Annotated in this window: 24 protein-coding genes; 14 read left to right on the top strand and 10 right to left on the bottom strand. The window is 63.8% G+C overall.

Annotated elements, in window-relative coordinates; genetic code table 11:
• The first annotated feature begins 268 nt into the window (after positions 1-268).
• A complete protein-coding gene (locus tag J7E80_RS03710) occupies positions 269-736 on the top strand; it encodes a DapH/DapD/GlmU-related protein (protein WP_215050126.1) in 468 nt (155 codons plus the stop codon).
• 66 nt (positions 737-802) lie between these two features.
• Here the strand turns inward: J7E80_RS03710 and J7E80_RS03705 are convergent, their stop codons facing one another.
• A complete protein-coding gene (locus J7E80_RS03705) occupies positions 803-2,962 on the bottom strand; it encodes a transglycosylase domain-containing protein (protein ID WP_251036393.1) in 2,160 nt (719 codons plus the stop codon).
• Between the two features lie 222 nt (positions 2,963-3,184).
• Between J7E80_RS03705 and J7E80_RS03700 the strand changes: the two genes are divergently transcribed.
• On the top strand, positions 3,185-3,661 hold the full coding sequence (locus J7E80_RS03700) for a hypothetical protein (protein WP_215050125.1): 477 nt from the start codon (positions 3,185-3,187) through the stop codon (positions 3,659-3,661).
• Positions 3,658-5,529: a glycoside hydrolase family 15 protein gene (locus J7E80_RS03695; protein ID WP_215050124.1), complete on the top strand. Its 1,872-nt coding sequence runs from the start codon at positions 3,658-3,660 to the stop codon at positions 5,527-5,529. The genes J7E80_RS03700 and J7E80_RS03695 overlap by 4 nt, the downstream gene beginning before the upstream one ends.
• 22 nt (positions 5,530-5,551) lie before the next feature.
• Here the strand turns inward: J7E80_RS03695 and J7E80_RS03690 are convergent, their stop codons facing one another.
• Positions 5,552-5,845 carry a hypothetical protein gene (locus J7E80_RS03690; protein WP_215050123.1) on the bottom strand — a complete coding sequence of 98 codons (294 nt, stop codon included), beginning with the start codon at positions 5,843-5,845 and terminating at the stop codon, positions 5,552-5,554.
• A 106-nt stretch (positions 5,846-5,951) separates the two neighbouring features.
• Entirely contained in the window at positions 5,952-6,254 is a 303-nt protein-coding gene (locus J7E80_RS03685; protein ID WP_215050122.1) for a DUF4193 domain-containing protein, read from the bottom strand.
• A gap of 292 nt (positions 6,255-6,546) precedes the next feature.
• Here J7E80_RS03685 and J7E80_RS03680 point away from each other — a divergent pair, with 292 nt between their 5' ends.
• Positions 6,547-7,062, top strand: a complete 516-nt coding sequence (locus J7E80_RS03680; protein ID WP_215050121.1) for a universal stress protein — start codon at positions 6,547-6,549, stop codon at positions 7,060-7,062.
• Positions 7,049-7,930 carry a universal stress protein gene (locus J7E80_RS03675; RefSeq protein WP_215050120.1) on the top strand — a complete coding sequence of 294 codons (882 nt, stop codon included), beginning with the start codon at positions 7,049-7,051 and terminating at the stop codon, positions 7,928-7,930. The genes J7E80_RS03680 and J7E80_RS03675 overlap by 14 nt, the downstream gene beginning before the upstream one ends.
• Here J7E80_RS03675 and J7E80_RS03670 read toward each other — a convergent pair.
• Entirely contained in the window at positions 7,927-8,400 is a 474-nt protein-coding gene (locus J7E80_RS03670; protein WP_215050119.1) for a VOC family protein, read from the bottom strand. The two genes, J7E80_RS03675 and J7E80_RS03670, sit on opposite strands and share 4 nt — an antisense overlap.
• A gap of 125 nt (positions 8,401-8,525) precedes the next feature.
• Entirely contained in the window at positions 8,526-8,924 is a 399-nt protein-coding gene (locus J7E80_RS03665; protein WP_215050118.1) for a VOC family protein, read from the bottom strand.
• 114 nt (positions 8,925-9,038) lie between these two features.
• Here J7E80_RS03665 and J7E80_RS03660 point away from each other — a divergent pair, with 114 nt between their 5' ends.
• Together J7E80_RS03660 and J7E80_RS03655 are read left to right on the top strand one after the other, a co-directional pair.
• The gene (locus J7E80_RS03660) at positions 9,039-9,455 is read left to right on the top strand and encodes a DUF3054 domain-containing protein (RefSeq protein ID WP_215050117.1); all 417 of its coding nucleotides are present in this window, start codon (positions 9,039-9,041) and stop codon (positions 9,453-9,455) included.
• Positions 9,456-9,527: 72 nt separating this feature from the next.
• Positions 9,528-9,809 (top strand): Lrp/AsnC family transcriptional regulator, encoded by a 282-nt coding sequence (locus J7E80_RS03655; RefSeq protein WP_215050116.1) that lies wholly within the window; start codon positions 9,528-9,530, stop codon positions 9,807-9,809.
• Between the two features lie 113 nt (positions 9,810-9,922).
• Here the strand turns inward: J7E80_RS03655 and J7E80_RS03650 are convergent, their stop codons facing one another.
• The 3 genes from J7E80_RS03650 to J7E80_RS03640 form a co-directional block, all read right to left on the bottom strand.
• The gene (locus J7E80_RS03650) at positions 9,923-10,207 is read right to left on the bottom strand and encodes a DUF1540 domain-containing protein (protein WP_215050115.1); all 285 of its coding nucleotides are present in this window, start codon (positions 10,205-10,207) and stop codon (positions 9,923-9,925) included.
• Positions 10,208-10,370: 163 nt separating this feature from the next.
• Positions 10,371-11,348 (bottom strand): siderophore-interacting protein, encoded by a 978-nt coding sequence (locus J7E80_RS03645; RefSeq protein WP_215050114.1) that lies wholly within the window; start codon positions 11,346-11,348, stop codon positions 10,371-10,373.
• A gap of 108 nt (positions 11,349-11,456) precedes the next feature.
• Entirely contained in the window at positions 11,457-12,464 is a 1,008-nt protein-coding gene (locus J7E80_RS03640) for an ABC transporter substrate-binding protein (protein WP_215050113.1), read from the bottom strand.
• A gap of 126 nt (positions 12,465-12,590) precedes the next feature.
• Here J7E80_RS03640 and J7E80_RS03635 point away from each other — a divergent pair, with 126 nt between their 5' ends.
• From J7E80_RS03635 to J7E80_RS03625, 3 genes are read left to right on the top strand one after another with little or no spacing between them, the layout of a single operon-like run.
• Positions 12,591-13,655: an iron ABC transporter permease gene (locus tag J7E80_RS03635; protein WP_215050112.1), complete on the top strand. Its 1,065-nt coding sequence runs from the start codon at positions 12,591-12,593 to the stop codon at positions 13,653-13,655.
• Complete coding sequence (locus J7E80_RS03630; RefSeq protein WP_251036392.1) at positions 13,652-14,737, top strand: iron chelate uptake ABC transporter family permease subunit; 1,086 nt, start codon at positions 13,652-13,654, stop codon at positions 14,735-14,737. Before J7E80_RS03635 ends, J7E80_RS03630 begins: the two co-directional genes overlap by 4 nt.
• Positions 14,734-15,543 carry an ABC transporter ATP-binding protein gene (locus tag J7E80_RS03625; RefSeq protein ID WP_215050111.1) on the top strand — a complete coding sequence of 270 codons (810 nt, stop codon included), beginning with the start codon at positions 14,734-14,736 and terminating at the stop codon, positions 15,541-15,543. The genes J7E80_RS03630 and J7E80_RS03625 overlap by 4 nt, the downstream gene beginning before the upstream one ends.
• Positions 15,544-15,601: 58 nt before the next feature.
• On the opposite strand, the gene trpD is transcribed toward J7E80_RS03625, so the two are convergent.
• Entirely contained in the window at positions 15,602-16,660 is a 1,059-nt protein-coding gene (gene trpD, locus J7E80_RS03620; protein WP_215050110.1) for an anthranilate phosphoribosyltransferase, read from the bottom strand.
• 112 nt (positions 16,661-16,772) lie between these two features.
• Here trpD and J7E80_RS03615 point away from each other — a divergent pair, with 112 nt between their 5' ends.
• The 4 genes from J7E80_RS03615 (at position 16,773) to J7E80_RS03600 (ending at position 21,145) form a co-directional block, all read left to right on the top strand.
• On the top strand, positions 16,773-17,447 hold the full coding sequence (locus J7E80_RS03615; RefSeq protein WP_251036391.1) for a heme-copper oxidase subunit III: 675 nt from the start codon (positions 16,773-16,775) through the stop codon (positions 17,445-17,447).
• An 87-nt stretch (positions 17,448-17,534) separates the two neighbouring features.
• Positions 17,535-18,323 (top strand): c-type cytochrome, encoded by a 789-nt coding sequence (locus J7E80_RS03610; protein WP_215050108.1) that lies wholly within the window; start codon positions 17,535-17,537, stop codon positions 18,321-18,323.
• Positions 18,324-18,426: 103 nt separating this feature from the next.
• Positions 18,427-19,497 (top strand): ubiquinol-cytochrome c reductase iron-sulfur subunit, encoded by a 1,071-nt coding sequence (locus tag J7E80_RS03605; protein WP_215050107.1) that lies wholly within the window; start codon positions 18,427-18,429, stop codon positions 19,495-19,497.
• Positions 19,475-21,145 carry a cytochrome bc complex cytochrome b subunit gene (locus tag J7E80_RS03600; RefSeq protein WP_215050106.1) on the top strand — a complete coding sequence of 557 codons (1,671 nt, stop codon included), beginning with the start codon at positions 19,475-19,477 and terminating at the stop codon, positions 21,143-21,145. The genes J7E80_RS03605 and J7E80_RS03600 overlap by 23 nt, the downstream gene beginning before the upstream one ends.
• Positions 21,146-21,237: 92 nt before the next feature.
• Here J7E80_RS03600 and J7E80_RS03595 read toward each other — a convergent pair whose 3' ends face one another.
• On the bottom strand, positions 21,238-22,032 hold the full coding sequence (locus J7E80_RS03595) for a GntR family transcriptional regulator (protein ID WP_215050105.1): 795 nt from the start codon (positions 22,030-22,032) through the stop codon (positions 21,238-21,240).
• Between the last annotated feature and the right edge of the window lie 48 nt (positions 22,033-22,080).

The raw sequence follows: 22,080 nt of genomic DNA, 5'->3' as shown, positions 1-22,080 counted from the left end.
GGACTACCGCGCATCATCTATGCCTGGATCCGCGTCGTCATAGTCGTTTGCCGCGTGCATGATCTCTTTTCCGGGGTTGGTTGCCTGACCGCAAAGCAACCTACAGCACGCCGCGGCATTCCCCTGTCAGGAGGACCTCTCGGCGCGCCGGACACGCGCTGTCGACGTACTTCTGGCGGTTCACCCGCGCCAGCACGGGAATGCTTGGCGTCCCATGCGCGTTAATTCAGGTGTCTGGAATCGCTGGCCGGACACGAACAGGAAGGGAATGAGTAACACCATCGAATCAGTAGAAGACGACGCCGGGAACGTCATCACCTACCATAGGCACGCCAACGGTGGCGGGCTTATCGGACGGGGCGCGAAGGCTGACGACACGTCATTCATCAGTTCAACCACCTATGTGGAGGCCGGGGCGTGGGTCGGGTCCGGATGCCGCATCGGTGCCGGCAGCTGGATCGACCGCCGGGCCCGCATCGGCAATGATGTCTTCATCGGAGACGCTGTCTACGTCGGTCAAGGAGCAACCGTCGGCAACAGCGTTCACATCGGCAGCCACTCACGCATTGGGGCGGGCGCCCAGATCGACGACGGGGTCCATCTCCACGGCGACAGTACCGTTACGGCGCACGGCGTCATCGCAGCCGGCACCAGGCCGACGGCGGGATCTTCCGTAACCGCGCTGCCGCGCCATAAGTTGCCGCGTCATAAGGAGCAGAAGCGGAGGGCGGCGTAACGTAGGCCAAGCCTCTGAGGGCACCCAAGCCAGGGCGTCCCTTTCAACGTCCCTTCAACGCCGTCCCTAGTCTGCCCGCTTGCCGATCATTGAAGCCGGCGGCTTAGGGAACGGCTTTGTCGGGTAGAGTCCGACCACCTTGTTCATGTAAATCGACCACTGCGGTCCGGCGAGCATGTAGCCGTCGATACGGTCGTAGAACCTTCCGTTGATGGTGAGGTTCCTGCCGGGCCGCTTCTGTCCCTCCAGCGTGTCGCCGAAGAAGGACGCCGTGGCCAGCCCGGTCGTGTAGCCCACCACCCAGGTGGCGCCGTTGCTGTTGTTCGTACCCGTCTTGGCCGCAATGGGTATGCCGCTCTTGATCTTGGGCTTGATGTGGACGCCGGAGCCCTTCTTCATCGTATCCTGAAGCACCGAATTAACGCCGCGGGCCACTTCCCGGTCCACCGTGGCCTTGCAGCTGGGCTTCTGGGCGGGAAGCGTCCGCTTTGCGATATCGTTCACCCGCAGAATGGCAAGCGGCTCGCAGAAGCGGCCGTCCGCGGCGAATGTAGCGAAGGCGTTGGCCATCTGAAGCGGGGCCACAGCCGTGCCGCCCAGGATATTGCCCAGCTGGTGCATGTTGACCCGGGAGCCGTCCAGCCCGCTGTGGATGCCCACTGCGTCGACCATTTTCTGGATTCCGCAGAAGTCGAGCTGGGCAGCTTCGGCAAAGGTCGCGGTGTTGATGGAGTTGTACAGCCCATAGTCGGCGGGCATCTTCCGGTAGAACTCTCCCGAGTTGTTCTGCAGATCCTCGGAGGCTTCGAGTCCCGCACTGCGCTGCTTGCTGCTGTAGGCGCCGAGGACCTTCCCACAGGAGGACCGCCACTTGAATCCGAGCGGGTACTCCCGTCGGGACGCGTCCACGACCTGTGTGATCTTCTTGCCCTCGTTGAGCCATTGCGCGAAGGTGAAGGGCTTCATGGTGGAACCCGGCTGGAAGCCGCCGGCGCCGTTAAGGTCATTGCCATTGGCGTCCTGGGAATCCACGTTGAAGTTCAGCTGCGTGTCGAACTTCCCCTTCTGGGCCAGGAACACCGTATTCTGCGCCATCGAGAGGATCCTGCCGGTACCAGGCTGGATGGTGACCAGGGATGCGCCCCATTTGGTTGGATTCGCCCCGGCCGTCGCGTTCACCTGGGCCTGGGCCGCGGCCTGCAGGCGGCTGTCGAGGGTCGTGGTGATGGTCAGCCCCCCGCGGCGCAGCTTCTGCTCGCGCGCTTCAATGTCTGCCCCGTAGGCGGGGTTGGTCAGGATCAGCTGAGCGACGTAGTCGCAGAAGTAGGGCGCCATCAGGGCCCCGGCGCAGCCCTGTTTGGAGGGCCGGATTTTCAATCCCACGTCGGCGGCCACCGCGTCGTCGTGCTGTTTTTGCGTGATCTTGCCCTGTTCGAGCATGGCGCCAAGGACCTGATTGCGGCGCTGAATGGAGTTCTCCCGATTGGTCACCGGGTCGTAGACGCTGGGGCTGTTGACAAGCCCGGCCAGCAGTGCGGCTTGGGGCAGGGTGAGTTTGCTCGCAGGAACGCTGTAGTAGTACTGGGCAGCTGCTTCGATGCCGTAGGCGTTGCGGTTGAAGAAGACGATGTTGAGATAGCCTTCCAGGATCCTGTCCTTCGTGAATTTCTTTTCCAGCTCGATCGCGAGCCGCATTTCGCGGAGCTTGTCCCCGATGTTCTTTTGCCCACTGAGGATCACCTGCTCTTCACGTCCGGCGGAGATCTTTGCTTCGTTGGCCACATTGGTCACGAACTGCTGGGTGATGGTGGACGCCCCCTGCCGCTCCCCTTCAGTGATGTTGGTGGTCAGTGCCCGGAGGACGCCCAGGGGATCAATCCCCCCGTGCTCGTAGAAACGGCTGTCCTCGATCGCCACGACCGCATCCTTGATGTACGGGGACATCTGTCGGAGAGGGATCCGCACGCGGTTTTCCGCATAGAATGTGGCGATCGTCTTTCCGTCCGCCGTCAGCATCTTCGTGGTCTGCGCCGGAGGCTCGACCGCCAGTTCGCTCGGAAGGCTGTTGAAAAAAGTGAGCGACCTGCTGGCGGCGGTGCCCGCGAGGGCGAGCTGCGGGACGAGGTAGGCTGCCACGAGGACGCCGCAGATGCTGCTGAGGATGACGAACCCGAACATCCTCACCAGGAGCCTGCGCATTGGCCACGACAGGCGCGTTCTTGCCATGATTCCAGCTCACATCCCGTCCGATGTGACACCAGAATACGCGCCCTGCCGCCTCCGATCCAGACATCTGCAGGCGAACCGTTTCGCCGCTCCTCCCAAGATTTTCGCCGCTCCTCCCAAGATGGGAGGCCTTGACTGTTCTGTCGGCGGGTTCTAAATTCAAGATATCTATCTTTAGAACGGGTGTTGTACAACCTGTCCTGCAGATGCGGAGGCAACTCAATGGACTGGCAAGGTTGGGCCTTGTTCGGTCTGCTGGCCACGGGAGCCCTGACGGTTGTGATGATCGCGGCCCAAATGGCCGGCTGGACGCGTCTGGACCTGCCCCTCGTGCTCGGCACGCTGCTAACCCCGGATCCTGATCGGGCACGGGTCGCGGGCTTTTTCATTCATCTTGCCGCCGGCCAGGTTTTCGCCCTGGGGTACGCGGCAACGTTCGCGCTCCTTGGCACGGCAACCTGGTGGATCGGCGCGCTGCTGGGGCTTCTGCACGTGGCGGTAGCGCTGACGGTGATCCTCCCCCTGCTGCCAGGCGTTCACCCCCGGATGGCATCGACCAGGGCAGGACCTGCCAACAGGGCGGTGCTGGAACCCCCGGGACTGCTCGGCCTGAATTACGGCATCCAGACACCGGCCATCGCGGTCCTCGCCCATCTCATCTACGGGACGGTCCTCGGGCTGCTCCTCAGGGTGCCATGAAAGCCCGGCACCAAAACCCCATCGAAAAACCGGACCCGGCCAGAGCTGCCCCCAGCAGCAACCAGCCGTGGCCGCCCTCACCCATCGCCGATTACGGCCTGCTCGGCGACACTCGCACCGCCGCCCTTGTCTCCGCGGACGGTTCGGTTGACTGGCTCTGCGCCCCAGCATTCGACGGCGAGCCGGTCTTCGGCGCGCTCCTTGGCGGAGCCGGCGCCGGAACCTTTCTGGCCGGACCGGCCCTGCCGGCACGACGGGTCACACGCCGCTACCGCCACCACAGCACAACTCTGGAAACCGTATGGTCATCGGGCGAAGGCCGCCTCATCCTGACCGAAGCGATGGTAGCCGAAGTCGCCGGCAAGCTGCTGCCCACCACAGTTCTCATCAGACGTCTCACGGCGGAAGGGTTACCCGTGCCCGCGGTCATCGGCTTTGACCCCAGGCTGGGCGAACAGCACCGCCCCCCACGCGTCCGCCGCGGGCGTAACCTGGTCTGCGAATGGGGTCCGCTGGCTATGTCTCTCGGCTGCAGCCCCGCGCTGGAGCTGGAACCAGGCCGTCGGACGTACCTGACCGTCAGCCCCGGCCGCCCTGTCACACTCGTGCTCGCCATTGCCTATGGCGAACCACTCATTCACCTCGACCCGGCCACAGCCTGGAACCTCGTCGAAGCTGATGAGGCCCGCTGGCGGGACTGGACGGACGACGTCGACGAACGGATTCCCTTCCGGGAACCGGTCCTGCGGAGCCTGCTGACCCTCCGGCTCCTGACGTACTCCCCCTCCGGTGCCCCGGTGGCAGCACCCACCACGTCCCTGCCCGAGGATCCCGGCGGGATACGCAACTGGGACTACAGATACGCCTGGCCGCGGGATGCCAGCATCGGCGTCGGCTCCTTCCTCGCTGCAGGCAAATCCGCTGAAGCAAGACAATTCCTCGGTTGGCTGCTGCATGCCAGCAGACTCGAACGGCCTCGTCTGCCGGCAATGCTGACCCTTGCCGGAGGACATGTGCCTGCTGAGCGGACGCTCCGCGGCTGGCCGGGATATGCCGGGAGCACACCGGTCCGCACCGGCAACGGCGCCGCGGGCCAGCACCAGCTTGACGGCTATGGATGGGTCCTGGACGCCGCCTGGGTCCTCGTGCAGAGCGGACACCGACTCTACTCGGAGACATGGCGGGCCATGCGCGGGTTCGCCGACCTAGTGGCCCGGCGTTGGCAGGATCCCGACGCGGGAATTTGGGAAATCCGTGACGACGCCGCCCAGCATGTGCACTCCAAAATGATGGGCTGGCTGGCCCTCGACCGGGCGCTCCGCATCGGAGAAACCCACTACCTCCGCGAACGCCGTCGACAGCAGTGGCAAAAGGCCAGGTACAATCTCGCCGCCGAGATCAGGTCCAAGGGCTTTGACCCCGCCAGGAACACCTATACCCGCACCTACGGATCCTCAGATCTGGACGCCGCTCTGCTTGTGCTGCCCGTCATCGGCCTCGAAGAGACCGGCTCCGACCGTGTAACAGGAACGGTGGATGCCGTTCAGGAGCGGCTGTCCGCCGGCTTCCCACTCCTCTACCGCTACCCGCCCGGCCGCGACGGACTGCCCGGAACCGAAGGGGCGTTTCTGCCCTGCTCATTCTGGCTCGCTCAGGCCCTCGCCCGCACCGGAAGGCGCACCGAAGCCACCGCCCTCTTCGAAGCCCTCCTCGGCAAAGCCAGCCTGCTCGGGCTCTACAGCGAAGAAATCGATCCGGCCACAGGCGCTTTCCTGGGAAACTTTCCCCAGGCCCTGACTCATGCCGCGCTCGTCCAGGCAGCCCTTGCCCTCCGCGACACCCAGCCCCATGAGATGAACACGCCTTGACCGGCCATTATCCACGCGGGCGTTAAGCCGGAGTGCTGTGCTGATGCAGTGTTTCCTGATAGTTCTCGTCGTACTTTTCTTCGCGGGGTTCATCGTAGGGAAAGCCGCCGGGGAGTGAACCTGCGGCAAGACCCCGCACGACAAGGTGACGAAGCGGCAGTTGGCCCTCTGCAGCTACAGCAGGCGTGGTGACCGAGGTCGAATTCAGTGTCTTGATGTTTGCCATCTGATCAACCCCGGACGCGTCCGCCGCGCCTAAAAGAACGACTGCAAGAGCTGCCAGTCCGGGTGCAATGGTTCTTCTCCAAAGCCTCATTCATCGATCCTGGCCCTGCCGCATGGGAACACGGACGGAAAGACCTTCACAAAACCTGGGAAAGGCACTGCAAGGTTCGGCCTATCGCGGGCTATGCCGTAGCGACTCAGCCTTCACATTCAATGCAGTAGGCGTGGCCGTTCTTTTCTCGCGCGATTTGCGAGCGGTGTCGGACCAGGAAACACGAGTAGCAGGTGAACTCGTCCTCGGCCTGGGGCACGACCTGAACGACCAGTTCCTCCGCGACGAACTCCCCGCCCGGAATGACGGCATCGTCCAAAGCGTCGGTCTCATCCAGCTCACGGACAACGCTGCGGGCATCCGGTGCATTGGCGGACTGCAGCGCCTCCAGGGAGTTGTCCTGGGATTCCTTGACGTCGGAACGTACTTCGTCGTAATCAGTTGCCACTTAGGTGATTCTCTTTCTTTGGCGCGTTTGGTTTAGCTGTCGGGACTGCAACCTACACCATAGCGCTGACGAGTCAAGTGCTTACTACCGCAGATCAGGATTACGACGTCGGATCACGAGCAAGCGGCCCTTCAGCGTTGTGCGGGAGGGCCGGTCGGCGGCGCATGAAAAATGAGAAGCGCGGGTGGCCCGAATATGTCGTGTTGGCGGCGGTCAGGTCAGTGCGCAGCCGCGCTGTACCGGGCTGTTGCAGCCGTCCTCACGGTGTCCAGGAAGGTGTACGCTCAGCATCATGAACGCGTCTGAGGGTCACGCGGAAGCCTCAATCGTCGTCGGAGTCGACGGCAGTCCTGCATCAATCCTTGCCTTGCGCTGGGCAGCCGCCCTCGCCCCCGTATTGTCGGCCCGAGTTGTCGCCGTGGCGGCCTGGCAGTTCCACATCGCCTTTGGAACCTTTGAACCCGTGGTCTGGAACCCTGACGAGGAAGCACGCAAAATGTGCCAGCAGGCTGTCGCCAAAGCCTTGGGCCCAACGCCCGCCGTCGAGGTTGACGTGGTGATAAGGCAGGGGCCGGCCGCCAAGGTGCTCGTGGAGGAGAGCCGGCGTGCCCAACTCCTCGTCCTGGGAAGCCGCGGTCATGGAGGATTTGAAGGCCTTCTGCTTGGCTCTGTCAGTGCCGCTATGTCCGAGCATGCAAAATGCTCCGTACTGATCGCCCATGGGACGGAACTGCCGCCCGGGCTCTCGGTGAAGCCGGCTTCCGAGTCCCGGGCCTTTGATGAGGGAGCAGACGATGAGCAGCGCTGAAAGCATCGTGGTTGGCTACGACGGGTCGGTCGAAGCCGGCAGGGCAGTCCGCTGGGCCGCACACCAGGCTGATCTGCGCCACTGTGAGCTTCACGTAGTGCACTGCTCACTGTGGCCCCTTCTCACTCATGACCTGGGGCCCGTTGAGGGCGTCGCGGACAGCGGACTCCAGCATTACGCGGAGGCCGTCCTCGCTGAAGGCGTTGATCATGCCACCTCTGCAGCCCCACAGGTGAAGATCCGGACCAGCCTGCTGTACGGCTGGCCCGCAGAACACCTGCGGACCGCGGCAGCGGGGGCCACGATGCTGGTGGTCGGCAGCCGGGGCATCGGCGGCTTCATGGGACTGGTCGTGGGGTCGGTCAGCCTGGAGCTGGCCGCCACCGCGAACTGCCCGGTGGCCGTGGTCAGGTCTGATGACAACCCCGGGGCTCCCGTCGTCGTCGGAATCGAACATTACGGCCACAGCGCGGCCCTGACAGACGCCTGCACGCTTGCCTCCGTCGCCGGCGTGTCCGTGGTGGTGATTCATGTTCGGCGGCTCCACTTCAGTGTCGGCAAACCCGGCTTTGCTGCGGGCGAAGCACTGAACGCAGCCACCGAGCTGCTCGATGGAGCGGTGCAAGCTGCCCGGGCCGAAGCGCCCGGCCTGGAGATCAGTGGCAAACTCGTCGAGGACTCCTCCGTTCCTCGCGGCCTGCTCAAAGCGGCCGGGGACGCCAGCCTTGTAGTGGTCGGAAGCCGGGGTCAGGGGCTCATTCGGGGAACGATAGGATCGACGGCGCATGCCGTTCTCCACCATGCCAAGTGTCCCGTCCTGGTTTCAAGACATACCGGCTTGGCGGCTGAGGGCACCCAGCCGGACTAGCGGCCGTCGTAGGCGCTCTGAAGCTCGGCGATGTCCAGCTTCCGCATGCCCAGCATTGCCTGCATGGCGCGCTGGGATCCGGCGGCGTCGGGTCCGGCGATGAGCCGGCTGAGCACGGACGGAACAATCTGCCACGAGACCCCGTACCTGTCTTTGAGCCAGCCGCATTGCCCCTCGTCCCCGCCGTCAGTCAGAGCGTTCCAGTAGCGGTCCACTTCGTCCTGGGAGGCACAGTCGATCATGAAGGAGACAGCCTCGGTGAACGAGGACGCCAGTCCCCCGTTCAGCGCCTGGAATGTCTGGCCCGCAATGTCGAACTCAACAACGATGGCCTGCCCCTCAGGGCCCGGGCCGCCTGCACCGAAACGCGAAATGCTGTTGACCTTTGCATTGTCGAAAACGGAGACGTAGTACTGGGCCGCTTCTTCCGCCTGGTTGTTGAACCATAGACAAGCTGTGATCTTTTGCATGCTGCTTCCTTCTCCCTGCAGTCCTGTGGCGGATCCGCCATTGGCCGTGGTCTATCCCGGCTCGAGCGTAGCCCGGGAGCGTGCAGTGACAACAGCCTTCGGCCAGGTCGCTTCGGCCCGGCTGCCTACTCCGTCGCTCCCGTGGCGGGCAGTCCGCCACCCGGCAACTGACTGACGAGACCCACCGTGTTGCCCTCACTGTCCCTGATGAACGCCATCCATTCATCGGTTCCCTCCGGGCCCAATCTTGAGTCCGCGTGGCTGAAAATCACGTGCGGGGCCTCGACCACCTCCACGCCGCTGTCCTCCAACTCCCCGACCAGCACACGGACATCGGGAACGCCCAGGTAGATCAGCGATGACGGCGCTCCCCTCTCAAGCAGGAGGCGCACACCGCCCAGGTTGAAAAACAGCAATCCGGGAGGGTCGAAAACCGCCTGCGGCGCAGTGCCGAGCAAGGCAGAATAAAACTGAGCCGCCCGGTCAAGGTCCTGGGCGCGCTGTGCGATCTGGATGAGCCTCACTGATCCCCCTCGATAAGTGGTTACTGCAGCTGCCAGCCTTCATCATCTGTCAGCCATCGTCGCGGATCGGCCGTGGCGAGGCAACACCAGCGGACAACAGCTAGGCTCGAAGGCATGCGTTCCAGAGAAGACCTGACCAGCACCGGGCGTTCCGCTCCCGCCATCGTCACGTCCGCGGCGGCAGTGGATGCGCTGCTCATCATGACGTTTGCCGCTATCGGCCGTGACGCCCATGCCCGCGGGAACGTCATCACGGGCGTCATCCTGACGGCGTGGCCCTTCCTCGCGGGCGCTGCCCTTACCTGGCTCCTTTTCCGGGTCTGGCGAATGCCGCTGGCAGTCTGGCCGGCCGGTGTGGCCGTCTGGCTTGGCACAGTGGGCATCGGTATGGTGCTGCGGGCAGTGACAGGCCAGACAGTGGTGCTGCCGTTCGTCATCGTTGCCCTGATCAGCCTGGCCGTTTTCCTGCTCGGCTACCGTCTGCTCGTGGCCGGATTTCTGCGGTTGCGGCGATCACGGCGCCGGGGCTGATGTACTAGGCTGGCACCACAGCACGCAGCCGCCGGGCACTGTCACGGCACAACAGATCCGGAAGGGTTACCAGTGATCACCGCATTCGTCCTGATTAAGACAGACGCCTCGCGAATCCCCGAAACTGCCGAGGAAATTTCCGCCATCCAGGGCATCAGCGAGGTCTACTCCGTTACCGGAGAGTGGGACCTCATTGCCGTGGCCCGTGTGTCACAGCACGAAGACCTTGCGGACGTCATCGCGGACAAGCTCTCTAAGGTCCCGGCCGTGGTGCACACGACGACGCATATCGCCTTCCGTGCATATTCCCAACACGACCTCGACGCAGCCTTTGCGCTGGGCTTCGAGGAGTAGTCACGGGCCTTGCGAAAGGCCCCCAGCTGGAGAAATCTCCTGCTGGGGGCCTTTCGTTCCTGGAGCGCCGGCCCAGTGTCCGCGTTCCTGTTACCTGAGCGGCGCGTCCGGCTCTACCGGTGGGAGTAAGTGAGGCAATCAGCGTTGTCCGCGCCCGGGCCCACATGCACTTCCGGCGCTTGGCACATCAGGTGGTCGTTGTGGATGCACTCGGAGCGCTGGCAGGCCCCTACGTCGGCCAGGACCTTGGGCAGTCCGCCGTGGCTTCCGGTGTCGATGAACGTGGCGCAGTGGGCATGGTTTTCGGCACCGCTGACGGTGATGGCCGCCGCGTTGCATTGAGTGTGGTCGTTGAAGGAACAGTTGGTTACGCTGCAGTCTGCGACATGCGTTGTCATGGAAAGATCCTCCTCGGCTCGGCTGCCCGGGTCGGGCCGCTCCTGTGTCTACGGTAGGCGTGCCGGGACTGATCAAAAAGACCCAATTGTGTGACTTAATTCTTCCCGTTTTCCGCCGATCCAGGATCCGCGGAGCCACAGTGGTCATCAAAGGGGGGAAGGTCTATCCGGAGAGTGACGGGCTTAGCTGCTGCGGACGGGCCTCCTGCTGGATCGGAATGCCGTTGCTCCCGGATCCGGCTTTGCCCTGGCTCCAGTAAGCTCTGAGCTCGGATCGTCTGGGGTCTACTCCCAGATGATGCACGAGGTATTGGCGAAGTTCTTTGACAGTGCCTGCTTCCGCGGCCACCCAGGCGTACATTTCCGTGGTACTGGCGGCAGCCGCCGTTGCCTGGAACGGTGAAGGGCCAGAGACCGCCCGGCGGACAGTGTCGCAGAGCAACCGGCCGCGGGGAGCATTCACTGTAGTCCGTGCCAGCCATGTGACGCTCACGTCGGATTCGGTCCTGATGTCCTGAAAGTCCCTGCTGTCAGGGACCTCCACGAACGCCATACCTGTGACATCGGCCGGCAGGGCTTCGAGGATAGCGCCGATTGCCGGGACAGCGGTTTCATCCCCGGCCAGAAGAACATGGCGGGCACCTTGCGGGTCCCATCTGATCCCTGTCTCGCTCGGCAGGGTCGCGCGGGTGATGGCGTTCGCATCAGGGCCGATAATGACTGCACGCATCCCAGGTGCGGCGGCCCGCGCCCAATCCGAGCCTGGCGCGCCGTGGCCGGCGGAGTCGGAGTGCATGACGAAGTCAATGTCCAGCTCCCGGCCTTGGGCGGTGGCGCGCAAGGCTCGAACAGTGTAGCTGCGCAGCCAGCCCCGTTCCGACGGGTCGATCCGGAGCCAGTCCTGATACCAGCCCTCGTAAAGTTGCCCGCCCGGCAACCCCGGCCGGGATACCGGATGCATGGGAACGGGCAGCAGCAGCTTGATCCTCAGATCCAGAGACGCCCCCGGAACCCCGAACGAGTCCAGGTCAGCACCTGCGAAGGTGATGCGCCGGAAATTGGGGGTGAGCTCCGCGACGCGGCGGACGGCCACGTCGAACACCCGCAGCGGATGTGCGGGGCTGGATTCTGCCTCTTTCAATGCTCGTGCCTTTCGCTGGAGTCCGAGTGGCGGTGAACCGCCTTTGACGGCGGAGGCGGCGGCCACAGGATGCTGTGCTCCTGGCGTGGTCCGCCGCCTCCGGAACTGTTATGGCAGGTGGGGGTCCACGCCAAAGTGCTTGGCCAGATCAGTGATGACGGCATGGGCACCCTGAATGCTGACGGAGGCAAGGAAGGTCGCGTCGTCAACGGGGAGTACCTCGCCCTTCAGCCGCTTCCAGAGTGGGTTTGACTGGAACTTTTCCTGCTGAGCGCGAGCCTTGTCACCTTCTTCACCAGCCGGGGTGAAGGCACTGACCATGACCAGGCCGGCATCTCCCTGAAGGATCTGCTCAGCCGACAGCGGCACGAAAATTTCCTCTTTGCTGTCCGGAGCGTCCTTCGGCCGGGGAATACGCATGTCGGCCATGATTTCGCCAATGAAGGACTTGGAGGAGTACAGGCGGGCAGTATCTCCGCCAGTGAACCGGATCAGGGAGTAGGTGGCCTCAGGCTTCTTCGCCAGAATTGCCGCTCCGACCTTCTGCGCACGCTCTTCATAGGCCTTGACGAGTTCTTCTGCCTTGGCCTTCTTGCCCAGGGCCTCGCCGAGGAAGACGACATTTTCCTTCCAGGTCGGACCCGTGCTGACGGAGAAAATCGTGGGTGCGATCTTGGACAGGTGCGGATAGAGCGCTTCATGGCGGACCTTGGCAGAGACGATCAGGTCCGGCTCCAGCTCAAGGATCTTTTCCAGGTTCGGCTCGGCCATGGTTCCGACGTTCACCGAATCTTTCGTAGCATCCGCGACGTCACCGAGGTACGGCGCGAACGGCGCCTTCGGGTCCTGACGGTACTGCACGTAGCCGACCAGGTCAGCGCCCAGCAGGAGGGCCGCGTCGATGTAGCTGGGATCCAGCGCGACGACTCGCTTCGGGACCGTTTCGATGGTCGTGGAGCCCATGGTGTGTTCCATGGTGAGGGGATACCCGGCAGTCTCGGAAGCTGCGGGGGTGGTGCTCTCACTGGAGGCGGCTGGGGAAGCGCAGGCGGCCGTCGCCAGCAGCGCGAGGCCGGCGGTAGCAGCGCTGAGCTGCTTAAGGATGCGTGTTTTCACTGGGTCGCTTTCAAACGATGTGACGGGGAAATCGACTTATTAGGCAAGGCTTACCTGTGTCTGCCGTAGACTGTAGCAGGATTTTGGGAAATAGATCACAATCTACTGACGTAATAGAAGGACCACGTGAAGACACTGGATCCGACCCAGGCTCCGGCAGTGCCGGCGCGGACGGAAACACCCCGGAGGGGACGACACCCTGGCCGGGCGCCCCTGAAGTGGCTTGCGGCGTCGGTGGCGGCCATGCTGGCCGCGGCCGTCCTGAGCATATGTATCGGCGGGCAACCCTCGTCCATTCAGGACGTCTGGCACGCGGTATTCACCCCGGACGCAACGGTCATGGACGTCACCATCCGCGAGCTGCGCTGGCCGCGGACTGTCCTGGCAGTGTGCGCCGGTGTCTGCCTCGGGCTGGCGGGGACACTCGTCCAAGGCCACACGCGAAATCCGGTTGCTGATCCGGGACTGCTTGGTATCAATCAGGGCGCGGCGCTTGCCATAGTCAGCGCTACTGCGCTCGCCGGTGAGGCGCCTGCCCTGACGCAGGCGATCCTGGCTTTCACCGGCGCCCTGGCCGCCAGCGTCCTGGTCTTCGCAATAGGCTCGGCCGCCCGTCACGGCTCCACCCCGGTGACCCTGGTCTTGGCAGGGGCAGCGGTAACAGCCCTATGCTCGGGCCTGGTGGCCGGAATTGTCCTGCTCAACGACCAGGCCCTGGACACACTGCGCTTCTGGCAGGTAGGTTCGTTGGCCGGGCAGAGCGACGCACTGTCGGTGATCTGGCCCTTTATTTGTGCCGGTGTCCTGCTGGCCGCGCTCAACATCCGTCCCCTGAACGCACTGGCCTTGGGAGAAGACAGCGCCGTCTCGCTGGGGATTTCGGTGTTCCGTGCCCGAGCCGCCGGAATCGCCGCCGTCACCCTCCTGGCCGGTTCCGCCGTCACGCTGGCCGGACCCATTGCCTTCGCCGGGCTGCTGGTCCCGCACATTGCCCGCACCCTAACGGGCCCGGACTACCGCTCACTGATCCCCGTATCCGCTGTGACGGGAGCGACCCTCGTTCTCCTGGCTGACACTGCGGGCCGGGTCATAGCCCGCCCGGGCGAGCTCTCGGTCGGCGTGGTCCTTGCCGTCGTCGGTGCACCCTTCTTCGTTCACCTGGCCCGACGCCGCAGGCTGGCAACACTATGAGCGTCCGCAGCGGAAACCAGCCGACAGCAGCGATCCGGGCGCTGCGCTTGGGTCCCGTGTCGCTCCGTGTCAATCTTCGGCTCGTCGTGGTGGCCCTTCTCCTGGCAACGGCGCTGATAGCGGCGATGGCTTTGCACGTGGCTTTCGGCGGAACCCCTTTGGCCTATCCGGATGTTCTCCGTGCACTCTTTGGCGATGACTCCAGCGCCCGGACGCATCTCGCGGTCACCGAGTTCCGGGCCCCGCGCATGGTGGCCGCAGTTGTGGTCGGTGCCTCGCTGGCTGCGGCCGGTGCCATCACCCAGACCGTTGCCCGGAACCCCCTGGCCAGTCCGGACCTGCTCGGCGTGACCGCGGGAGCATCACTGGGCGCCGTCGCAGTCCTGGTCATCGCTGGCGGAGGGCACGCCGGGCTCAGCGGCCTCGCAGCCACCGTGGGCATGCCTGTCGCGGCATTCACCGCCGGCATCGTCACCGGCGTGGCAGTCTACCTGCTCGCCTACCGGCGGGGTCTCGACAGCTATCGGCTGGTCCTGGCCGGACTTGGGATTTCGGGCCTCGCGGCAAGCCTGACCACGTGGATCCTGACACTCGGCGACGTCACAAGCGCCGCCCAGGCCCTGACCTGGATGACAGGCTCGCTCAACGCCAAGGACTGGGCCACGGTCCAGCCCATGGCCGTCAGCGCAGCAATACTCCTCGCGGCTGCGGTTTTCAGCGGCCGGTGGTTGCTGCTGACCAGCCTCGGTGACGACACCGCCGTCGGCCTCGGAACGCGCATCGGCCTTGTACGGCTGACCGTTCTGAGCATCGCAGTGCTGCTGGCGTCGGTCGCCACCGTGACCGCCGGTCCGGTTGTCTTCGTCGCCTTGGCCAGCCCTCAGATCGCACGGTCCCTGACCGCCAACGTCGTTCCGCCGGTAGGCGTTTCAGCGCTCGTGGGCGCGGTGTTCGTCCTGTTGGCGGACACCATTTCGGCCAACGCACTCAGCGCGCCGCTACCAGTCGGCGTCGCCACCGCCGTGCTGGGTGCGCCGTTCCTGATCCACTTGATCCTGAAGTACCAGCGGAGGCTGAGTTGAACATCACAAAAGAACGGAATGAAGGGCTGCGGGCGGAGAACCTCAGCCTGGGCTATGACGGCCGGGACATCATCCGCGACCTGTCCCTGACGGTCCCCGTTGCGGGAGTGACCTCAATTATCGGTCCCAACGGCTGCGGCAAGTCCACGCTGCTCCGCGGCCTCGGCCGGCTCCTCTCGCCCCGTTCCGGCGACGTTTTCCTGGACGGAACCCCGCTGCGCAGGCAGTCCACCCGGCACATTGCCGGCAGGATCAGCATCCTCCCGCAGACGCCCATCGCACCCTCCGGACTGACCGTGGCAGACCTCGTGTCCCGGGGCAGACACCCCCGGCAAAAGTGGTATCAGCAGTACTCCCCCGCAGACCAGACCGTCGTTGAGGACGCGCTCCGGGCCACGGATATCGCCGAGTTTGCGGACACGCCGCTCGAGGACCTCTCCGGTGGCCAGCGGCAACGGGCGTGGATCTCGATGACGCTGGCCCAGGAAACCGGGATTCTCCTGCTCGATGAACCCACCACCTATCTGGATCTCGCCCATCAGGTGGATGTCCTGGAACTCGTCCGCCGTTTGAACCGCCAGCACAAAAGAACAGTCGTGATGGTTCTCCACGACATCTCGCTCGCCGCCCGCTACTCGGACCACATTGTCGCCATGAACGATGGCCGCATTGTCGCGCAAGGAACGCCGGCGGAGGTCGTCACGCCGCAGCTCCTCCATGACGTCTTTGGGCTCGACGCCCATGTGATCAGCGAACCCACAGATGGACGTCCGCACGTCATCCCCCTCGGGCACGCTGCATCATAAACAGCACAAAGCAAGGGGCCGGCACCATCGTGCCGGCCCCTTGCTGGGGCGTTAACGCTTATGCATGCGTCAGGCTGACCCACTTGTCGAGGACCGCGGCGGCCGCTCCCGAATCGATGGATTCAGCGGCGCGGGCAAGAGCCCGCCCCATACGTTCGGTCAGGGCGCCCTCGGCCTCCAGATCGTAGGCCACAAGGCCGGCGGCGGCGTTGAGCAGGACGGCGTCGCGTGCCGGGCCCGCGGTGCCTGCCAAAACCTCGCGGACGACGGCGGCATTCGCCTGGGCGTCTCCGCCGCGGAGTTCCTCCACCGTCGCCTGACGGATGCCGAGATCGGCCGGCGAAAAAAGCTGCTCGGTAACTGCGCCGTCGCGGATTTCCCAGACGGTTGACGGGCCGGTGGTGGTCAGTTCGTCAAGGCCGTCACTGCCACGGAAAACAAGCCCGCGGCTGCCGCGTCGTGCTAGCACGCCGGCCACCAGCGGTGCCATCCGTGAATTGGCGACTCCAACGGCGGAGGCTTGGACCTTGGCGGGATTGGTCAGCGGGCCGAGGAAATTGAAGGCTGTGGGTATGGCGAGTTCCCGGCGGGGAACAGCTGTGTGGCGGAACGACGGATGGAACACCTGGGCAAAGCAGAAGGTGATTCCGGCCTCTTCAGCATTGCGTGCCACGTCTGGGATCGGGAGGTCCAGCCGGACGCCGAGCGCTTCAAGAACGTCCGCCGAGCCCGACGACGACGATGCGGCCCGGTTGCCGTGTTTGACGACCTTGGCACCCGCACCGGCACAGACGAGCGCCGCCATAGTGGAGATGTTCACTGTGTTCAGCTGGTCACCGCCCGTACCCACGATATCGAGCTTTTCACCAGAGATCGTGATCGGGTTCGCATGGGCAACCATGGCTTCGACGAGGCCGGCGATCTCCTCCACCGTCTCGCCCTTTGCCCGCAGCGAAACGAGGAATCCGGCAATCTGGGCAGGCGTGGCTTCGCCGGACATGATGGCGTCCATGGCCCAGGCAGTGCTGTCCGCATTCAGGTTCTTGCCGTCTATCAGTGCGGAGATGAGCCGCGGCCAAGTATTACCTGCCGCCTGTGCCGATACCTGTGAAGTCACCTCCTGATGCTATCGAGGTGCGGCTTCCAAAAACCAATGTGAACCCTGCCCGGAACTTTTCAGCGCGATTTCGCGTCTTTGTAGAAAAAGTCCCCCCAAAAGGCGGTTTGCGTTGGGCAGGACGGAGTTTTACCGACATAATGTCTATGTGACATCTGCGACCCATGCCCCCAGTACCCCGGCGCACCCCACGCTGAACCGCCCCAATATGGTTTCTGTCGGAACCGTAGTTTGGCTGTCCAGCGAGTTGATGTTCTTCGCCGGCCTCTTTGCCATGTACTTCACACTCCGGTCCACTTCCGGACAGATGTGGGCTGAAGAGACGGCCAAGCTCAACTTCCCCTTTGCGCTCGTTAACACGATCGTCCTCGTGGCCAGTTCCTTCACTTGCCAGATGGGCGTCTTCGCCGCCGAACGGCTCCAGCCGCGACGCAGCGGCGGACCGCTGCAGTTCACCCGCTGGGGCATGAACGAGTGGTTCACCCTGACGTTCCTGATGGGTTCCTTCTTCGTGGCTGGCCAGACGACCGAATACGCCATGCTGGTTTCCGAGCATGTGACGCTTTCGTCGAATGCCTACGGCTCTGCCTTCTACATGACCACCGGCTTCCACGGCCTCCACGTCATCGGCGGCCTGATCGCGTTCCTCCTCATCATGGGCCGCTCGTTCGCCGCAAAGAAGTTCGGTCACTTCGAAGCGACTTCGGCGATTGTCACTTCGTACTACTGGCACTTCGTGGATGTCGTCTGGATCGGCCTCTTCCTGGTCATCTATGTCCTCATGTAACCCAGACGTCACTCTTTTTCCCCAAGAGACTGATTTTCAAGAAGCGGCTCCCGGAGCCCACGCACGATCGAATAAAGGAACCACCACGTGAAGGCACTCTCGCAGAAGCGACGTCACCCACTGGCAGCCATTGCGCTGCTGTTGATGGGTCTCCTCCTCACTGGTGGGCTGTACGCCGTTGCCACCACCGTCAACCAGGCGAAAGCCAGCACCACCCAGTTCAGTGCCAGTGACACAGAGGAAGGCGAAAAGCTCTTCGCCGCCAACTGCGCCACCTGCCACGGCATGGGTGCCGGCGGAACGCACGACGGTCCGTCCCTGGTAGGTGTCGGCGCCGCCGCCGTCGACTTCCAGGTCGGCACGGGACGCATGCCCATGCAGATGAACGGTCCCCAGGCGTACAAGAAGCCTGCCCAGTTCAACGAGCAGCAGACCCACCAGCTCGCCGCGTACGTCGCATCTCTGGGCGCTGGCCCGGCCATCCCCGAGGCTGGCGTCCTCGATGAGCAGGGCGACGCAGCCAAGGGTGGCGAACTGTTCCGGACCAACTGCGCCATGTGCCACAACGCTGCGGCCGCCGGCGGAGCCCTGACCCGCGGAAAGTTCGCTCCTGCCCTGGCTGACGTTTCGGGCAAGCACATCTACGAAGCTATGGTCACCGGGCCGCAGAACATGCCGGTCTTCAGCGACTCCAACATCACCCCCGAAGGCAAGCGGGACATCGTCACCTTCCTCAAGCAGATCGAAGCCACCGGCTCCCCCGGCGGCGCAGACCTCGGCGCCCTCGGCCCGGTATCTGAAGGCCTGTTTGTCTGGATTGCCGGCCTTGGCGTCATCATCGCCTTCACCATCTGGCTGACGTCCCGCACGTCCTAGCACGCGCAGGTCACAACAAAAGAACGTCCTGTTGACCGTTCAGCAGGTTTGAAATTGAACATTAACTCGGCAACGCCGAGACGAGAGAAGGATGAGGCGAATCATGGGCAACCATAGTGACGGCAGTCCGAACCACTCGGGCACCGTAGCTACGGCTGGTCAGAATGAGGTGGAGAAGTTCCAGGACCCTGGAATTCCCCCGCACCGTTTGCGCCTGGCTGACACGGACCCGAAGGCCGCGAAGCGAGCAGAACGGCAGGTAGCCATTCTGTTCGGCACGTCGGTCGTTGGCACCGTGATCTTCCTGGTGGCGTACTTCGCTATTGACCTGGGCGATAACTCCACGATCGCTACCATCAGGCTGCAGAACGCCCTGCTGGGCGTGGGAACAGCGTTTGCGATGCTCGGCATCGGCACCGGCATCGTCCACTGGGCGAAGGCCCTGATGCCGGACCACGAAGTATCCGAGGAACGCCACGCCATCCGGCTGGAAGACGACCGCCAGGCTGCCGTTCGCATTGTCGACGACATCGTGGAGGAGACGGGCATCAAGCGCCGCCCCCTCATCCGGAACACTCTGCTCGGCGCGGTAGCACTCGCGCCGCTGCCCGCACTGGCTGTCTTCGGAGACCTTGGTCCCCGTCCAGACAACAAGCTGGCGCACACCATGTGGGCGCCGCAGGACGGGAAGCTCAAGCGCCTCGCCCGAGACCCCGACGGCACACCCATCAAGGCGTCGGACGTTACCATCGGATCCGCCTTCCACGTGATTCCGGAAGGCCTCAACGATCTCCACGAAGGCAAGCTGAACGAAAAGGCCAAGGCCGTCGTCCTGCTCATGCGTCTTGACCCCGCTGCTCTCAACCCGTCGCCGGGCCGCGAAAACTGGGGTTACAACGGCATCGTTGCCTACTCGAAGATCTGCACCCACGTCGGCTGCCCCGTTGCTCTTTACGAGCAGCAGACGCACCACCTGCTGTGCCCGTGCCACCAGTCCACCTTCGACCTGACCAAGGAATGCAAGGTTATCTTTGGCCCCGCCAGCCGTCCTCTCCCCCAGCTGCCCATTGCGGTTGACGATGAGGGCTACCTGGTCGCGACGAGCGACTTCAAAGAACCTGTAGGACCAAGTTACTGGGAGCGTGATATGCATGAGCGCAGCAACAACAGCTGAAGCCCCCGCCTACACAGCCAACACCAAAGTCGGACGCATCACTGATTTTGTCGACGAACGCGTCGGCGGTTCAGGCATTCTCCGCGAGTTCGGCCGCAAGGTATTCCCGGACCACTGGTCCTTCATGTTCGGCGAAGTGGCCCTGTACTCCTTCGTCATCCTCCTGCTGTCCGGCACCTTCCTGACCTTCTTCTTCGATCCGTCCATGGCGGAGACCCACTACAACGGGTCCTACATCCCGTTGAAGAACGTTGAGATGTCAGTTGCCTACAGCTCGTCGCTGGACATTTCCTTCGATGTCCGCGGCGGTCTCTTCATGCGCCAGGTCCACCACTGGGCAGCGCTGCTGTTCGTGGCATCCGTCGCCGTACACATGCTGCGCGTGTTCTTCACCGGCGCATTCCGCAAGCCCCGTGAACTCAACTGGGTGGTGGGCGGCGTCCTGCTGATCCTGGCCATGGCTGCCGGCTTCACCGGATACTCGCTTCCCGATGACCTGCTGTCCGGTAACGGTCTGCGCATCATTGACGGTGTTATCAAGTCCATCCCGGTCATCGGCACGTACACCTCCTTCTTCCTCTTCGGCGGGGAATTCCCCGGCACGATGATCATCGGCCGTCTGTACACGCTCCACATCCTGCTGGTTCCGGCACTGATCCTCCTCATGATCGTCCTCCACCTCTTCATGGTGGTCGTGCACAAGCACACCCAGTACCCCGGCCCGGGCCGCAACGACGGCAACGTCGTCGGCTACCCGCTGGGCCCGGTTTATGCAGCCAAGGCCGGTGGATTCTTCTTCATCGTCTTCGGTGTGATTGCCCTGATGGCCGGGTTCTTCACCATCAACCCGATCTGGAACTATGGCCCGTACGACCCCTCCCCGGTTTCCGCAGGCACGCAGCCTGACTGGTACATCGGCTGGGTGGACGGTGCGCTCCGACTCATGCCGGGTGTGCTTGGCGACTTCCACTTCGAGTACGTCATCTTCGGCTATGTCCTGACCCTCAACGTACTCCTCCCGGCCCTGGTGCCGGCAGGCCTCGTCTTCACCGTCCTGTTCATGTACCCATGGATCGAGCGCTGGATCACCAAGGACAACCGCGAGCACCACGTCCTCGACCGTCCGCGCAACGCCCCTACACGGACGGCTATTGGCATGGCAGGATTTACGTTCTATTGCGTGATGTGGGCGGCTGCAAGCTCCGACCTCATCGCCACCCACTTCCACGTGGCGCTGAACGACGTCACGTACTGGCTGCGGGCACTGTTCTTCCTGGGCCCGATCATTGCGTTCGTTGTCACCAAGCGGGTGGCCCTGGCGCTGCAGCGCAAGGACCGGGAAATCGCCCTCCACGGACGTGAGACCGGCCGCATTGTTCGGCTACCGCACGGTGAATTCATCGAGGTCCACGCTCCGCTCGACGAATACAAGCGGTACAGGCTGGTCGGCTTCGAGTCGCCGGTTCCGCTGCCCGCTGTGCCGAACGAACACGGCATTGTCACGCGCAAGGAGAAGCGCCGCGCGAAGCTCTCCCAGTGGTTCTTCGAGGACAGGGTTGCCCCGGCGACGCCGGCCGAGCTGGAGGCCAGCCATGGCCACCACGAGGCTGTTGAAGCAGGCGCAGGCCAGAGGACCCTCAGCCACTAGGATCACTCCCAGCGGTTAGCACCTGCAGAAAGGCCCCGTCCGGTTGGACGGGGCCTTTCTGCATTGCTCTGCCCTGGCCTACAGGGCCCAGGCTATTTGTTCCGGTAGCCGGAGGCATAGTTGCGGGTGGGCCGCACACCAGGCCGCTGCAACGGCACCCAGAGCTTGTACCTGTCGGCACGGTAGAAGGACACGGAATAGTCCACCATAGCGCGGGCAACAAACGCGTGCCGCTGGATCTTCAGCAACGGCGATCCGATTTCGACATTCAGCAGCCGCGCGGTGGAGGGCGATGCCGCCGTGGCCTCGATCATGTCTTCGCCCCATTCCATCACCAGCCCGAACTGTTCGCTCAAAACGTTGTACAGCGAGGTCGGCGGTTCGCCGTCGAGCAGCCCAGGGACGCGGTGGGCAGGGATAAAATTCTCGTCCACGCTCATCGGCTCATTATCGGCCAGCAGAAGGCGCCGGAAGCGGACCAGGGGCGTTCCCTCCTCCAGCTGGAGTTCCCGCGCCAGAAAGGCACTGGCAGCGATCTGCTCGAAGCTGAGAACCTTGGCGGCAGGCACCATGCCACGCCGCTGCATTTCCTCGCTGTACGACGTGAGCTTGACCTGAAGGTCAAGCTTCGGTTTGCGGACGAACGTGCCTAACCCTACGACCCGCTCGATGACTTCCTCCCCCACCAGGGCATCGATCGCCTGGCGAACAGTCATCCGCGCCAGGCCGAAGCGTTCCGCCAGTTCACGCTCCGACGGAAGGCCGGAGCCTGGCGGACAGGACGTGGCAATGTACGTCCGCAGAATTTCCCGCAGCTGGACGTAGATGGGGGTGCCGCTCTTCCTGTCGATCTCACCGGCGATGCCGGCTGCTGCGCTAGCGGCCATGGCAGCTGCTCCTGGAATGGATGTTCACCCTTCAAGGTTAAACCACTC

The organism is Arthrobacter sp. ISL-28 (assembly GCF_018613875.1).
Lineage (GTDB): Bacteria > Actinomycetota > Actinomycetes > Actinomycetales > Micrococcaceae > Arthrobacter.
Note: the sequence above shows the minus strand (reverse complement) of the source record. Positions and strands in the feature narration are given on the sequence as shown.

Excerpts from the sequence above, each read along its gene's own strand:
- J7E80_RS03675 (WP_215050120.1), top strand. The coding sequence starts at position 7,049 with ATGAGCAGCGCTGAAAGCATCGTGGTTGGCTACGACGGGTCGGTCGAA.
- J7E80_RS03595 (WP_215050105.1), bottom strand. The coding sequence starts at position 22,032 with ATGGCCGCTAGCGCAGCAGCCGGCATCGCCGGTGAGATCGACAGGAAG.
- J7E80_RS03605 (WP_215050107.1), top strand. The coding sequence starts at position 18,427 with ATGGGCAACCATAGTGACGGCAGTCCGAACCACTCGGGCACCGTAGCT.
- J7E80_RS03690 (WP_215050123.1), bottom strand. The coding sequence starts at position 5,845 with ATGAGGCTTTGGAGAAGAACCATTGCACCCGGACTGGCAGCTCTTGCA.
- J7E80_RS03660 (WP_215050117.1), top strand. The coding sequence starts at position 9,039 with ATGCGTTCCAGAGAAGACCTGACCAGCACCGGGCGTTCCGCTCCCGCC.
- J7E80_RS03630 (WP_251036392.1), top strand. The coding sequence starts at position 13,652 with ATGAGCGTCCGCAGCGGAAACCAGCCGACAGCAGCGATCCGGGCGCTG.
- J7E80_RS03710 (WP_215050126.1), top strand. The coding sequence starts at position 269 with ATGAGTAACACCATCGAATCAGTAGAAGACGACGCCGGGAACGTCATC.
- J7E80_RS03705 (WP_251036393.1), bottom strand. The coding sequence starts at position 2,962 with ATGGCAAGAACGCGCCTGTCGTGGCCAATGCGCAGGCTCCTGGTGAGG.
- J7E80_RS03680 (WP_215050121.1), top strand. The coding sequence starts at position 6,547 with ATGAACGCGTCTGAGGGTCACGCGGAAGCCTCAATCGTCGTCGGAGTC.
- J7E80_RS03695 (WP_215050124.1), top strand. The coding sequence starts at position 3,658 with ATGAAAGCCCGGCACCAAAACCCCATCGAAAAACCGGACCCGGCCAGA.
- J7E80_RS03600 (WP_215050106.1), top strand. The coding sequence starts at position 19,475 with ATGAGCGCAGCAACAACAGCTGAAGCCCCCGCCTACACAGCCAACACC.
- J7E80_RS03670 (WP_215050119.1), bottom strand. The coding sequence starts at position 8,400 with ATGCAAAAGATCACAGCTTGTCTATGGTTCAACAACCAGGCGGAAGAA.
- J7E80_RS03700 (WP_215050125.1), top strand. The coding sequence starts at position 3,185 with ATGGACTGGCAAGGTTGGGCCTTGTTCGGTCTGCTGGCCACGGGAGCC.
- J7E80_RS03650 (WP_215050115.1), bottom strand. The coding sequence starts at position 10,207 with ATGACAACGCATGTCGCAGACTGCAGCGTAACCAACTGTTCCTTCAAC.